This is a genomic window from Bradyrhizobium sp. (assembly GCF_049512235.1).
GTDB lineage: Bacteria > Pseudomonadota > Alphaproteobacteria > Rhizobiales > Xanthobacteraceae > Bradyrhizobium.
Genome location: NZ_JBEKXH010000147.1, coordinates 1 through 13,643 on the forward strand (window position 1 = coordinate 1; position 13,643 = coordinate 13,643).

Annotated in this window: 17 protein-coding genes; all 17 read right to left on the minus strand. The window is 60.1% G+C overall.

Annotated elements, in window-relative coordinates; genetic code table 11:
* Nucleotides 1–131: 131 nt before the first annotated feature.
* Nucleotides 132–701 (minus strand): hypothetical protein, encoded by a 570-nt coding sequence (locus ABSG20_RS15465; RefSeq protein ID WP_423865378.1) that lies wholly within the window; start codon nt 699–701, stop codon nt 132–134.
* Between the two features lies 1 nt (nt 702).
* Complete coding sequence (locus tag ABSG20_RS15470) at nt 703–1,842, minus strand: hypothetical protein (RefSeq protein WP_423865379.1); 1,140 nt, start codon at nt 1,840–1,842, stop codon at nt 703–705.
* Nucleotides 1,758–2,183: a hypothetical protein gene (locus ABSG20_RS15475; RefSeq protein WP_423865380.1), complete on the minus strand. Its 426-nt coding sequence runs from the start codon at nt 2,181–2,183 to the stop codon at nt 1,758–1,760. The genes ABSG20_RS15470 and ABSG20_RS15475 overlap by 85 nt, the downstream gene beginning before the upstream one ends.
* Nucleotides 2,183–2,836: a phage adaptor protein gene (locus ABSG20_RS15480; protein WP_423865381.1), complete on the minus strand. Its 654-nt coding sequence runs from the start codon at nt 2,834–2,836 to the stop codon at nt 2,183–2,185. The genes ABSG20_RS15475 and ABSG20_RS15480 overlap by 1 nt, the downstream gene beginning before the upstream one ends.
* Before the next feature lie 89 nt (nt 2,837–2,925).
* On the minus strand, nt 2,926–3,525 hold the full coding sequence (locus tag ABSG20_RS15485) for a hypothetical protein (RefSeq protein ID WP_423865382.1): 600 nt from the start codon (nt 3,523–3,525) through the stop codon (nt 2,926–2,928).
* A 269-nt stretch (nt 3,526–3,794) separates the two neighbouring features.
* Nucleotides 3,795–4,217: a hypothetical protein gene (locus tag ABSG20_RS15490; RefSeq protein ID WP_423865383.1), complete on the minus strand. Its 423-nt coding sequence runs from the start codon at nt 4,215–4,217 to the stop codon at nt 3,795–3,797.
* A 112-nt stretch (nt 4,218–4,329) separates the two neighbouring features.
* Nucleotides 4,330–5,559, minus strand: coding sequence for a hypothetical protein (locus tag ABSG20_RS15495; protein WP_423865384.1), 1,230 nt, complete (start codon nt 5,557–5,559; stop codon nt 4,330–4,332).
* A 141-nt stretch (nt 5,560–5,700) separates the two neighbouring features.
* Nucleotides 5,701–6,012, minus strand: a complete 312-nt coding sequence (locus tag ABSG20_RS15500; RefSeq protein WP_423865385.1) for a hypothetical protein — start codon at nt 6,010–6,012, stop codon at nt 5,701–5,703.
* A complete protein-coding gene (locus ABSG20_RS15505; RefSeq protein ID WP_423865386.1) occupies nt 6,012–6,500 on the minus strand; it encodes a hypothetical protein in 489 nt (162 codons plus the stop codon). Before ABSG20_RS15505 ends, ABSG20_RS15500 begins: the two co-directional genes overlap by 1 nt.
* Nucleotides 6,501–6,505: 5 nt before the next feature.
* Nucleotides 6,506–6,868, minus strand: coding sequence for a hypothetical protein (locus ABSG20_RS15510; RefSeq protein ID WP_423865387.1), 363 nt, complete (start codon nt 6,866–6,868; stop codon nt 6,506–6,508).
* Between the two features lie 68 nt (nt 6,869–6,936).
* Nucleotides 6,937–7,884 carry a DUF5309 domain-containing protein gene (locus ABSG20_RS15515; RefSeq protein WP_423865388.1) on the minus strand — a complete coding sequence of 316 codons (948 nt, stop codon included), beginning with the start codon at nt 7,882–7,884 and terminating at the stop codon, nt 6,937–6,939.
* A 15-nt stretch (nt 7,885–7,899) separates the two neighbouring features.
* Complete coding sequence (locus ABSG20_RS15520; RefSeq protein ID WP_423865389.1) at nt 7,900–8,979, minus strand: hypothetical protein; 1,080 nt, start codon at nt 8,977–8,979, stop codon at nt 7,900–7,902.
* A 19-nt stretch (nt 8,980–8,998) separates the two neighbouring features.
* Nucleotides 8,999–9,298, minus strand: a complete 300-nt coding sequence (locus ABSG20_RS15525) for a hypothetical protein (protein ID WP_423865390.1) — start codon at nt 9,296–9,298, stop codon at nt 8,999–9,001.
* Nucleotides 9,295–10,461 (minus strand): hypothetical protein, encoded by a 1,167-nt coding sequence (locus tag ABSG20_RS15530; RefSeq protein WP_423865391.1) that lies wholly within the window; start codon nt 10,459–10,461, stop codon nt 9,295–9,297. The genes ABSG20_RS15525 and ABSG20_RS15530 overlap by 4 nt, the downstream gene beginning before the upstream one ends.
* A complete protein-coding gene (locus ABSG20_RS15535; protein WP_423865392.1) occupies nt 10,454–12,280 on the minus strand; it encodes a portal protein in 1,827 nt (608 codons plus the stop codon). The genes ABSG20_RS15530 and ABSG20_RS15535 overlap by 8 nt, the downstream gene beginning before the upstream one ends.
* A gap of 509 nt (nt 12,281–12,789) precedes the next feature.
* On the minus strand, nt 12,790–13,425 hold the full coding sequence (locus ABSG20_RS15540; RefSeq protein ID WP_423865393.1) for an SMI1/KNR4 family protein: 636 nt from the start codon (nt 13,423–13,425) through the stop codon (nt 12,790–12,792).
* A complete protein-coding gene (locus ABSG20_RS15545) occupies nt 13,388–13,498 on the minus strand; it encodes a NucA/NucB deoxyribonuclease domain-containing protein (protein WP_423865394.1) in 111 nt (36 codons plus the stop codon). Before ABSG20_RS15545 ends, ABSG20_RS15540 begins: the two co-directional genes overlap by 38 nt.
* Nucleotides 13,499–13,643 lie beyond the last annotated feature (145 nt).

A 13,643-nucleotide genomic window follows, 5' to 3' on the forward strand; every position in this document is an offset into this window, starting at 1 on the left:
CGTGTACGCCGAAAAGGACGGGAATGGCCCGTAGCCATCGCCGCGCGGCAATACGTTCGAGATGTTCTTGACGCCACCGCCTTCATAGTCTGAAACGTCCGGCGTCCACGGTCCCCATTGATTGAGCGGCATCAGGTCGGCACCGTGAATTCAGGAGTCCATGCTGTTGCCGGCGCGCTCTCGGCCGTCCAGGCGGACGAAGGCGCCGCCTCGGCGGACCATGATGGAGCGATCGGGCCCGCGGGCAGCCAATTGACAAGATCGCGCGTCAGCGTCGCGGCATTGCCGGTGATGATGTAGGCGCCCGTTGCCGCCCCAAGGCTTGGATCGAGCGACGCGGCATTGCCTGAGAGGAGATAAGCGCCCGTCGCCGTGCCCATGGTCGGATTGAGCGTCGCGGCATTGCCGGTGAAAGTGAAGCTTCCGGTCAGGGCGATTTCGTCGGGCGAGAAATGCGCGGCGTTGCCGGTGACGGTGAAGCTCCCCGCACTGATCGCCAACCGAACGGAGAACGCCGCGACATTGCCGGTTTCGGCAAACGACCCGACGACAGCGCCGAGTAGGGCTGCGAACGCTGCGGCGTTGCCGGTTTCGGCATAAGACCCGGCCCCGGCCAATAAAATGGTGTTGGTGGCGTTGGCCGGCCTGGTCATCTGCCCGAGCGCAAGGCGCCCGGGCGCATCGAATCCGAGCAGCGACATCTCAGGCGTCCCTGCCGCGCCGATCGATCCAACCAAACGTATTGAAGTCCAACGTGGCGGATGTCGTCGTTGACTGATATTTCACTTGAGCACTGGCGTTTGTTTGCAGATCGATCTGAAAGACTGAAGCGATACTCGCTGTCGCGACTTCTGCCGTTCGGTTGCGGCCGCTTGACGTTCCGTCCAACGTGGAAGTTTCGTCACCCGCCGCCATCAGCACTTCATTGCCGGCTGTAGCGCTGGTATAAATGCCTCTGATATGAACGATGGTCGCGATACCGGGAGGAACGCCGCCAAGCGTGACTGATGTCAGCGACGTCGATGGGCTGCTGGTGCTTATTTCGTTTATCGCGACTGACCATATAAAATTGTCGCCATACTGAGTGAACGCCAGCCAGTGCGCGGACCCGTCGGTTTTCATTGATCCGATGCGACGCGCCAGCGTGTAATTGGCCGGCAGCGCCGGTGCTGAAGCCGAAAGGGAGATCAGCACGTCGACAATTTGGGTGTCGGTGCGCTTGATGAGATAGGCATGATACCAGGTATTGTTGGCGATCGCGCCGGTATCGAGCGCGCCGCTTCCGGCTCCTGCGGTCCATGATGAGGTGGTCTTTGATATCGACCCCGAAAGCGTCATCATGTCGGCGTTGGTACTGTCGCCGGCGACGCCGGCAGCGACCGAAAACGTCGCGGATGATCCTGCTGTCGAAAGCGTCAACCCGGCAAGATAGCTGCGCAAGACGATCGCCGTGAGGTCTTCCGCAACCGCCACGATCGCTACCTGCGGCACGCTCGAAAAGTTGATCTTTGCGGTAGTGCCCGACGAATTGAACAGCACGACGGAGCGCGCGAAAACGCCGGTTGCGGAATTGTAGGCACCATATCCGATCTCCCACTGCGAGAGATCAGCACTTTCGGCGCGATACCGGTACACCGTGCCGTTGACCGCGCCGGCAGCGCTCGGGCTTTGATAGCCCTGCACGACGGTCGAATAGGTCCAATCGGTGGTGCCGCCGAGCGCCGGATTGAAGCGGCAAACGTCGAGAAAGCCCGGCATCAGGTCAACGTCAGTATTGGCGACGGCAGCGTCACGGTGAAGGTATTGCCGTTCGTCAGCGTGATCGGGCCGCCATAGTCCCACCAGCCGATCAGTGGCTTGGTGGGGGACGTGACATTGTAGAGCACGGCATATTCGAACGGCCCGATCGAGCCGCCCTGGGCGGTCCAGGACGGATTGGTGCCGCCGGAGAACGAGAATACACCGGCCGCCTGGGCGCCGGTAATGGCGCCGATCGATACCCCGCCGGCGGTGTAGCCGTTCGCCGTCGGAAGATCGGCCGGCGTGTTGTAGACCGTGTTGGACGCCACAGGCGGGGTGTTGGTCAGGTAGACCTGATAGACCTGGGCCGTCCCGGTCTTCATGTCATGCAGCGCGTGCGCGACGTCGCCGACGAAGGTGTTGAATTTGTTGAAAGCGGCCATCAGGGTGTAACTCCGGAAATGCGGATATCGAGCGGTCCCGCGTTGTAGGTGGACATCTGGCCGAGCCCGTTGACGTCGTTGAGCGCGGACGTGAAGCCCAAGCCCCAGGTCTGGATGCGGGCATCTTCCTTGATGTACGGCGCGGATTCGAGCAGTGCGCCGTAGAGGTAGAGATCGGGCGCCAGCGTCAAAAGCCAGTTGGTGGAATTCGAGGCCAGCGCCGCGAGGTTCTGCCGGTACACCATCTCGACCGTGTAATCCTGATCCGGCGTCGGGCAGAGCTCGATTTCGTTTCCGAAGATCGTGAAGAACAACGGCTGATTGATCACGTCGCCGATGCTTGTGCGGTATTCGTCCATCTGCGCCGACGACTTGTAATCGAGCCGCACGCTCGGGCTTGTGCTTTTCAGCTTCACCCGCCGCATCGACTGGAAATCGGCAGGGAGCGCGATGTATTGCGGCTCGGCCTGCGTGACATCGATCAGCGCGGTCGATCGCTGCTCCATCTGGCGGCAGAACAGCATCCGGTTGAATTTGGCTTCCGCGAGCTGGATGAAGGTCGGAATGCGTGCGATCAGGGTCGTATCCTGGTCGCGCGCCAGATATTCCGTCACCGCGCTCTGCAGCGACGTGTAGTCGACAATTTGTGTCACGAAATGTCCTATGCCGTCCTGGTTTAATCAATCCGCTGGCAACGATACCGTCGCGCCATTATCGAGCCCGCCGAGCAGGCATGCGAGGGTCAGTAAACGGTGTCGCCGTCAAACTCCTCATGATCAATTATGATTCTATAGAACTTTCCAATAAGGTGGTCGGCGCGATCTTCCGAGTCCCTCAGCACCTTTTTCGGAGAATAGTGATACATCGCATCCATCCACTCTGGGGTTCTCTGGGACACAGGCAATGCGATCTCCCCCGTCGTGTCGTAAAAGACGACATAGGCAGCGTTGTCGTACACGCCGCCGTTGGATTCACATTCACCAACCGTTTGCTTGGCGCCCTTCTCCACGAACTCGGTTAACCTGCATCTGGACAGATAGTCCTCGACTGGCGAGGTATGGATGCGAAAGCCCTGGACGAGAAGCCAGAAGCGAAATCGTTCCACGGGCTCAACCTCAAGGAGGGGCAACAAAGCCAACACCCACGTGGCCGAGAAAACCGCAACCGCTCTCCAGTTGCGCCGAAATAAGGCGCTTAAGGAGAAGAAAAACAACGGAATCCAACTGGCAAGAAACATCCAAACCAGCCAACCAGCAGAGGCTTCAAAGGAATAGGCGAGCAATGGTAATGCATACCCACCCGCCGCGACGAAAATTGCCAAAAGATATTTTATGCGCGTCATTTTCGGCATCCGGCGCTGTCAATGCCGACCACCATGGCGGCTCCGATGGATATCACAAGGCTTAGTCACGCTCCGCGGACGGGTAAAGTCCGCCAAGACGAACATCACGACGTTACTCATTGCGCTAGGACTTTTGGTGCACTTTCCCCGTAACCTATCGCCGATAGTTTCAGGATATTTTGTGCAGGGCCACTGGACCGGCACAGCCGCCGGGCGTTGCGGATCGCGCCGGAGGAACGCGCTTCGCGCACCGAGTGCCCCATTCGCATCTAGCGCCGTCCTTCAACGAACCACGGCTGCAGCGGGTCATCGCGATAGAAGCCGCGCAGCCGGTCTTCCAGAGGCGGGGCTGCAGGCTGGTTGGTATGCCGCGGATCGATGCCAGCCAGCCCGGCAAGCAGGCCTGGCTGACCGCCCGGCGGATATGGATCGGAGGGAGCGATCGTTACCGCCGGCGCGCCGGCGTCAATGGCGGATGCTCGCGACATGTGGTCGCCCCATGCGCCGCCAGCCGGCGCAGGCAACCAACTCGCATCGCCCGGCGCGTTGGGATCAGCGGCTGGCCCAAAGAGCGGCAGCGGCGCCAGCTTGCCGTCGATGAACCCGAGTGGCCTGTCGAACTGCGGCATTGGCAAAGGCAAGGTCAGTACCAGCATATTGGGCCGGCACTGGAGTTCCCGCTTGGGCGGCATAGTCCGCCCCGCCGTGATAACCAAACTTCTCCTTCGGGCGCGGCTCGGGAAATGGATGTACGAGCGTGAAACCCGGATATCTGTAAGACATCGATACCTCTCAGCGGGACTATTATTTGCAGCCAGGCGCGGCTAACTTCACTACTATGGCCTGCTGCCGCATTGTGAACTCTGGAATTTCCGGAACCTGCTTGAACGCCGAAAACAACACGTAGCATCCATCTTTGCTGAGACCGATCTTGTGGTCAGACAATGCGAGCGGTGGTCCCTCGATGGCAAACCGTTGCATTCTTTCATTGTCGAAAGTGACGATCCCCAACAAAACGTTTCGAACATCGCGCTTTGCCAAGAGGGGAAATACGCATTGGCCATAGCCGCCATCGATCCTCACCAGGCTGCTGAAGGCCTTAAGCAGGCTTCTGACGCCGATGCGGCTCAACCAATCGACAGGACCCGACTGCTGGTCGAGTGTAAGGAATCGAGAAACATAATCGTTCCCGAGTGACGCCAGGATTTGCCTTCCGCAGCGGCTGATTTCGTTGACATCGAAGCCAGGGGGCTTGGCCGTGGAGCCCTGCCTCTTCCAACCGTCATCACTGTATCGATAAAGATCTATCCGACGATCCTTGTCTACGTAAGCATCTCCGCCTTCGAAGAAGACATCCTCGCCTATTTCTGTCTTAAGAAATCGCATCTGCATCAAGACATCGGAACCGGAGACGTGTATCGGCTCACCGGGAACACTGATCATGGACCCGTCAGCCGAGAGCAGCGAATATTTCCCGACTACGGAATACAAAAGGGGTTTGGCAAATTCATAGACTGCAACTTCCGAGCCCTTCTGGATGAACAATTTCTGGTCGTGGCCGTAGATAGCGGCGATCGTGGAACCATCTTGCGAGCAGGAAAGAGACCCCTCGTTTCCGAAGCCAGGGAACTGAAAGAGCGTTCTGACATGCCCATCGATCGATCTGGCTTCAAGTGAGGTCAGGTCCCTTTCCTGGTCGTGCTGAAAATAAATAATTTCTGGTACGCGATCGTAGCAGAAACGCGCTCTTACCTGGAAATCGAAGGTCGACACAATGCTGGCAGATAACGGCCGGTCCGCGGCCGCCGCGCAATGTCCTGACGTCGCAACCGCGGTCAGCAGGCAGATGAGCTGCGCGATCGCAAAGCCGGCACGCCGGACTCGTCGACCAATCCACCGTGGCTCCGCGAGGGAAGAGGGAAGACCAAACCCGTCGCCCCCAGCCGTCGCGACAGTAGCTTGAGCGGGAACAAGACGCGCACCCTCGGAACGAACGCGCGACGATCGCTTGGCACGGAGAATGGAGGAGCACATTCGTCTTCACCGGTTGCGTGGATGGAATGGCCGATGATGCCCTGGCCTGTCATCGGACCACGTTTTGCACGGAAACAGAGAATTAGTCCGCTCGCCATCCTGGAACATAACAAGAACAGAGTCAACGGCCGCTATCCCCGCTCACAACCAGCCCACCTGCAAGGCCGGTCTGTCCGTGCGCAGATAAGCCCATTCGGGGTCTTGCAATTTGCGTTGCACGATCTCGTCGAATTCGGACGAAAACATCCGCAAGCCCGTGCGGCCTTTCGCATATTCCTCATCCAGCCACTTCACCAGGACAACATTGGGAATGCGCGCGACATGACGCCCCCAATCCGAGCGCTGTTCTTCACGCCGCGCCGCCTTATTCCATTCCAGGATCGGCTCGACGTCCTGGGTGTGCTCAATGGCCATATCGCGGCCGTTGGCATCGAGATGAAAGCGAACATTCATCAATAGGCGTCCACTTCCTCGAGAACCAGCGTGAACACCTCGTTGGCGACCGGCGTATAGGCCCCGAGAGCGGCCAACAGACCGTAGAGGGTAGAGCCCGCATCGGTCTTGATGAACTGCTCGGAGCCGGCCGGACACGATCCCGTGCCCGCCGCGCCATCGCTGAAGGACAGCATGGACGAGACATCGATATTGCCGAGCCAGTGCCCGCAACTATCCGTCAGCCAGGTTGCGCCATCGCCGTTGGCGCAGACCGGCGACTTCTCATAGAGATGAATGCGGAAGGTGGCGTTGGTGACGCCGGTGCCGCTCTTGAACAGCCGCGCCCGGGTCAGGCGAAACTGGCCCTGCCCGAACGAGTTGCCAAGATTGATCGTGAGCGGCACCACGGCGCCCGCCGTCACCGAATTGGCGACGAGCTGCCCGGGCGCATAGGTGGTGGTGTTGTTCGGCCGCGTGAAGGACGCGAGGGGGTTATTGACCTGCATCGGCGTCAGACCTGCAGAATGGAAATGTCGAAGATCGCCGCCGCGGCGCCGCTGGCGCCCGATGGCGTGATGCTGATGACATCGCCCTCGTTGGCCCAGGTGATCGAATTCGGCAAAACCGTATTGACCTGACCGGCCGCAGAGCTCGTAAAGGGGATCGTCAGCGTGGCGAAGGACGCGCCGCCGTTGAGCGCGACCCCGCAAGACGCATTGGCGGTCGCGATCGCGCCCTGCAGGCAGGACGAAATCTGCACGATCTGGCAGCGCATGGGGATGCGGATATAGACGGTCGCGGGCGCGGCACCGACGCTCGGGCAGTAGCCTTGGATAAACTGATTATCGAGCGGATGGGGTGTCGGAAGCGGCATTGTAAACCTCCAAAAGGAAAAGGGGCGACCCGAGGGCCGCCCCGCGAGGGGTTGCGATGATGTCGGGCTTACGCGGTGGTGTTGTCGAACACGCCGCCGCTGGCTTTTTCGTTGCGGGCGACCAGGGTGTATTCGGAGAGGATCTGTCGTTTCATGGAGTCGCCGGTCGGCGCGATGTAGATCGAGACGAACTTGCGGCCGTTCAGATAGGCCACCGCCCATTTGTCGGTTTCGAGCACGAGAACATCACGCTGGCGCATGAACCGGTCCGGAACGATTTTCAGGGTGCCGAAGTCGGACTCGTAGGCATCGACGGAAGCCACGACCTTCTTCGTTTTGGTTTTCTCGATCGGCGTGGCGCGGCCGGTGAAGGTCGAAAACACCTGCTTGTTGAACGATCCGACAAGGATCAGACTGGGCTTGCCGCCGGAAGTCCATGCGCCAGCCAGCACGCCCTTGAGGTTCTTTTCGGTGAACGGCGCCTGGGTGCCGTCCGTTCGCGTTCCCGTGCCGTCCGCCGCCGCGGGGTCGACGCCGCCGGCGCCCTTGAAGGTGTTGGTTTTGATCCACGACAGGATCGAAGCGCAGTTGCGGGGATCGGCATTCACCTTGGCCTGGTTGGTGCCGAACAGCACGGTTTCCATGTCGCGCTTCAGTTCCATGCCCTTGAGCATTTCCTGATAGGCCATTTCATTGGCGCGGCCGGCATGCTTGACGGCCTCTTGCGTGCCCGAGACGACCGGATATTTCGCGCTGATCTGCGCGATGTTGCCGAGCCGCACGGTCGGCGTCACGGCAACGCCGGTAAAATCGTTGCCTTCGGGCTGGGCATTGGCGCCGTTCGCCGCCGCCAGTGCCTGGGTTTGCCATTCGTGGTTCACGGCCGTGGCCTTCTCGGTCTCGATCGCCGTCATGCCGGGGGTGTCGACGGGGTCGATGCGGTAGATCAAATCCGACAGATCCTCGCGATCGCCGATCGCGTTGTAGGTGGTGAAGGTATTGGTAGGGGCTGCCATGGTGGTTGAGATCCTTTATGATGCCCGGCGCTGGCTGGCTTGCAGCGCGCGCAATTCCTGCGCGACTTTCAGCGATCCGGTTTGGTTGAGCTGTTCGGTGAGGGCTTGAATGCGCTCGGAATTGGCTTGGCCGGAGGGCCTCGCCGTTCCGGGCCGCTGGACCGGAGGTAATGGTTTGGCAACGGCAGCCTTGGAGGCTTTCTGCACGTCGGCGTATTTCAAGGCGGTGGCGAGGAGTCGCTGCACGCGATGGTCATAGATGGAAAGTCTTTCCTTTCCACTGGCGAGCGCGGCGAGTTCGTCCGGCTTGAAGCCGAGTTCGGGCAGTAGCTCCCGGGCTACGCGGGTTGTCAACGCGAGACCTTTGACCTTGTCAGCAAGCTCGGGGATGAATTCGGCCGCAAGCTCGTTTTCCTTGCTGACGTGTTCGGCCCATCTGGATTGTTCGGCTTGTGCCTGCTGTCCCCTCGACCGCTCCAGATCGGCATTGACAGCCTGCAGCTTTGTCTGGTGCGCCTGCCATTGCAGATATCGGAGCGGATCCTCGGCCACCAGCCTTTGCACATCATCGATGGTCCTGATATCGGAAAATGCCGATTGCTGGGCGTCCCGCAGAGTTTGCATGAGGATCGGTAGTTGGGCCTCGTATTGTTGCCTTACCTTTGCCGCCGCTTCACGCTCGGCCGCGATGGCCTTGCGCTGGTCGGCGACTTCATTTTGACTGCGGCGAAATTCACGCTCCCGTTCCTGTTCGCGGGAATGCAGGTACTCCTGCGTCTCGCGAGGCAAGGTCGCAAAGCGATCTTTCTCGGCCTTGGTCCAAGACCTCGGCGGCTCGATGGGCTCAATGGCTTGAGGGTCGGCTGCGTCGGGTTCTTCGCCGGGGTCCGTTTCCGGGGCGGCGTTGTCAGATTCGGACAATTCGGGATCTGCGGTCGCGGGTTCGGCGCGCTCGGCAGAGGGGTTCTGTTTCCCGCGCTGCGAGATCATGTATTTCGCGGCGGACTCGGCGGAATTGAACGATGCCGGCGCATCGGCGGGCAGCGCAACAGCGGTGATCGGCTCGGCGGGCGCCGAGTTGGTCTCGTCGGTCATGGATTTTTCCTCTGAGGTCTCAAATGATGCCGAAGCGGCGTTTGCGTTCGGCGGTTTCGGCAAGCTGTCGCAATTCGGTTTCCGCCAGTCTGCCGTTGGTGACGATGGCGGTGAGATGATCGCGGACCTTGCCGACGATGCTGATCGCCAGGAACAGCTTTTCACGCGCGGCCACATCGTCGATCGTGGTCGATCTCCAGGCAGCCGTATAGCTTTCCTCCAACCCCTTGAAGGCCTCCGCGAGCAGATCGTTCTCAAGCAACTGCCGCGCGCGGGCGCCCTCGCTGGCGGCTTGGGAGAGGGTGTCTTCGTCAGTCATTGCGGTCCGGCGAAGGGATCGTGATCGACGGGGACCAGCGCCAGCCCTGGCGGTAATGGCAAGCCGCCGGCGTTGAACTGTATCGTTCGGTTGAGCGCCGGATTAGCATTGACGTACTGGCGAATACGCGCGGCTGTCTGCGGCGCGACGGTCTTGATATAATTCGGGTTGACCATGTAGGCGCGGATGGCTTCCGCCATCAATTCGCGCGGGGCTTCTTCCTTGCCATAGCCGAGGTGCTGGGGGCCGGTCAGATTAGCGGTGCGCTCGCGCCCGGTGTTCAGGGTGTTGTAGAGTTGGCGCAGCTCGGTGTTGAGGCCCGCGGTCGGGATCTGGCCTGACATCTCGTCGAGCGCGTGGCCAATTTCATGGGCAATGACTTTTTCCGCCGCGGGCGGATTGAGCGTTTTGAGGTAGGCTATCGAGCGCTCTGGTCCATCAGGAGTCAGTATCTGACTATAACGCCCGGCGGTACCCCGTGGTAACGAATTTGCCGATCGAGCCTCAGGGATCGCGCCAATCGATCCCTCTGCGATTGCGTCATATTGCGCTGGCGCGATGGCAACATCCGGTCCTCCCACCACTTGACGCCCGCTAACGTGCGCTCCGGTGAGGGGGTTTCCGTCGATGTCGAATCGGAGTTTTCCTGACTCATCTGCAATGCCTCCGCCGGGATAGTCGCCCTCGAATGATCGAGGCGCTTTTATCGGAGGATTATACATCAATGATGACCTAGACTCCAGCGCTTTACCCCCTGATTGAGCCAGCTCACGCTCCAAGCTCGCCGTCCACCGTACGAAAGGTCCCGCGCCGCCGATCGTGGTCAGCGCCATATTCAGACCCCGCGCAGTATCATCAGGCGATGCCCGCCCCGCGTAGACATCGGCGGGATAGGCGACGGCATCCGCGGCCCCGCGCAGCATGTTGAATACGCTACGCTCCATCACTGGCATGCGGGAGGCGATCTGCCTGGCTTCATTTGTCGGCGCGTACGTCCGCGGATCGAACGTCGCGGGGTCCCGCAAATTCTGCGAAGCCAGTTGCGCGCGCGCCTGCGCGATCATGTCATCGGCGCCGCCGCTGAACGGATCATGATCGACCGGCAACACCGAATGATCGAACTCGGGCTGATGATCGACCGCCACCAGGCTGTAATCAGCCATGAGGAACCACCATCAGGAATTTACCGGGCCTGTCGGGATCGCTGACATAATGCTTGCCGTCCTTCGCCTTGCGGGCTCCTGGAAGTGATTCCCCAATCCTCGCGTCCTTGATCTGCTCCATCTTCATGTCGTGCGCTTGCGCCGTCGCCATCATGCCGAGCGCTGATTGGGCCATATCGGCATGATGCGCCTGCTGCGCGTGACGGGCGTCCTGCTCGGCAACCAGCGCCTTGACATGGGCATCGACGACCGCAAGCTTGGCATCCAGCTCGGCCTTGACTTTTACAATCTCGATATCGGCTTGCGCCTTGATCTGCTGATGCAGGGCGTCGGTCTGGGCCTTGGCCTGCTCGAGCTGCGCTTTTTGCGCCGCCGTCTGCTGATCGTGCTGCGCTTTGGTCTGGGCGATCTGCATCTGCACCTGGCCCTTGATGACCTCGGGGCTTGGCGGCGGCGGCAATGGCGGATGCAGCAATTGACCGGACTGCGGATCCCTGGCATCCGGATCGTTGAAGAACCTGTCGGGGTTCCTGTGCCCCATGATGCGGGTGAGTTCGGCCGCCGTGTTATAGAGCTCGCGGTCGCCGACGAGGTTGGCCTTGCCGCCGGCCAGCAATTGCTTCTGCACGTTGCCGATCGCCATGGTCTGGGCGAATTGCTGGGCCTTCCCGCCCGAGCCGAGCCCGACATTGATGGTCATGTCGTCGCGGGTGCGCCAGCCGCGGGGATCGACCGTGGTCCAGCCGCCGCGCAGCCGCGCGGTTTGCGCCTCGGAACCGTGCTTTCGGATCGTCGCGTGCAACAGCGAGAAGATATCGCGCACGCCTTCGGCCATGATGCGGGCGATCAGCTTCATCCGCATCTGCGAGGCGTTGAAAACCTGCGCCACCGCCGTCGCCGACTGGTTTTGCAAGGCGTTGGCGTCGAGCCCTTGCGTCTGCCTCGATAGCCCGGTGCGCGATTCAAGTTCGGAATCCAGATATTGCAGCATCGGAAAGATCGAGCCGGTGATATCCGGCACCACCTGCCAGTTCAGTCCGCCGGCGGTTCTGGTGCGAACGACGCCGCCGGGGCGGCTGACCAGCAAATCGTCGAGGGTATTGGGCCCGGCGTTTTGCGTGGCAACCTCGACCCTCGGATTATTGTGCAGATAGAGATTATCCAGCGCGCCGCGCTTCAGCGCGGTCTTTTCCCGCTGCACCGGAATGACCAGATCGGCAATCGACCGGCCGAAGAAGCGGTGCGTGATCGGTACCGGCGTGGTCGCCGCGAACGGGATGACGTCGAACGGCGTGATGCAGTCCTTGCCGTCCTTCTTCAGGATTTCGCCCTGGTCGCCGCCGGTAATGACCTGATAGAGGCAGGGGCGCCCGTTGCCCTCGTAATCGATCCTCACATAGTGTTCGGTGATGCGCAGCAGTTCGGCGGCCTTGTTGATACCGCCGCTGTTGACGCTGAAATGCTCCTGCACGCTGTCGCGCGCCAGGGTTTCGATCTCGGTATTGCCGGTATAGATCGAAACCGTATCGATTTGCTCTTCGTCAAAGCCTTCCGCGATCAGTTGCGCGCGGGTCTTTGTCACCACATCATGGAAGCAATAGTTGCAGTCGGCGATATTGCGGGCGCCGCGCTCGATACCGAACTCTTCCGGCGGCACGCCCAGCACCCTGGCCTGGGCAAGCTTCTTGGTGGTGACGATGGTGACGTCATGAGTCACGGGCTTTGGCGGTGGCACGGGCGTGGCGATCGGCGGCAGCTCCCGTGGCAATCGAGGAGCGGCGGTCGCTGGACCCTGCAGAGGCAGTGAAGGCGCGTTCAAGATTTCTGCTCTCCCGTGGCGCGGGAAAATATCAGGGCGCGATCAATCGCCCCCGTATTTTCAAAGATGTCGTTAAGCTTGCCGGTAGCGTTGGGTCGACCCGCGGGCTGGCGCAGCCCCGTAGCGGATGAGCAACCCGACATCCGGGAACGGAGCAAGGACGCCGCTTGCGAAAAATTCGCCGATCGAGAGGCCAGGAAATAAAAATCCCGCGGCCAGTTTCCCGACCGCAGGCTCACCTCTTGCGACGATGACAATATAGCGGTGATTTGCCCGACGTGTCAAATTCTTTTTGCTTGGCGCGTCGGATGGGTTGAGCAATTTGCGAAACCCATCTCGTTCACAGGTCGAAACGGGTGGGAAACAGCGTTCAATCGTCTCGAACCTGGCGGCTTGCGCTCCGTCCAAAAACGCTTCTGCAGCGATTGGCAACGTCAGTCATGCAGAACATCCCAGAAAATGCTTCCTGACTTATGCTGCTCTCTGGGAACCAGTTGCATCGAATACGACTAAATATCGTGCTCAGCAAAATCAGGCTGAACGCTGTGCGCGATGGCGCTCATCTTTGCATAATCGGCTTTAAGATACCCGTCAGAGCAGAAAAATGCCTTCTCTACGAAACAGCGCTCAATCGTCTCGAACATGGCGGACACATTTTGAAATTCAGCAATGTGATCGGTTTCGTCATACATCACCAGCAGCACTTCACCAAAGAAGGGTGATGTGGTTTCACAGATCACGACGTAGAAATCACCGCCGCCATTGGCAAAAATCGGCAACCACGATCGGCGCCACGAGCTGTAATTGCTGAGTGAGTGATAGACGGTGACCGCTTCGTCCAGATTCATCCAGTAAAACGCTGGGAAAAAATTTATCTTTCCGAGCAAGTCCTTCCCTGCTGTTGTCGTTGTGCCGTCGCAGTAGGCATAAAGCTGAACCAGATCTGTCGGCGGCCGCAGCCCAAGGGCACCGATCTGCGCCTCCACCTCCGCCGGGTTTAACCCCGGGCGTCGGCGATCCGCGATCAGCGATCCGCACGCCCGCAGGTAATCGAAGATACGGTCCACGGCTGTTTCGAGATGGCTGTGCATGGGCGTCAGGTTTGTCCTAAGGTGGTGGTGATATCCCGACACGGAATTGATCATTATGTCCTATTTTATTTTGACGGTAGAATTTAGACATTGTCCAGCCCTGTATGTCCTGCTCTGACCTAGGCACCCGGGCGGTGCTCGCACCTTTGCCGCCTTCCTGGGCTTGCCGTCAGTGCTGAACGGCCGCGGCTCGAATACGACTAAATAACGTGCGCGGTAAAATCAGGCTGAACGCTGCGCGCGATGGCGCGCATCTTTGCATAATCGGCTTC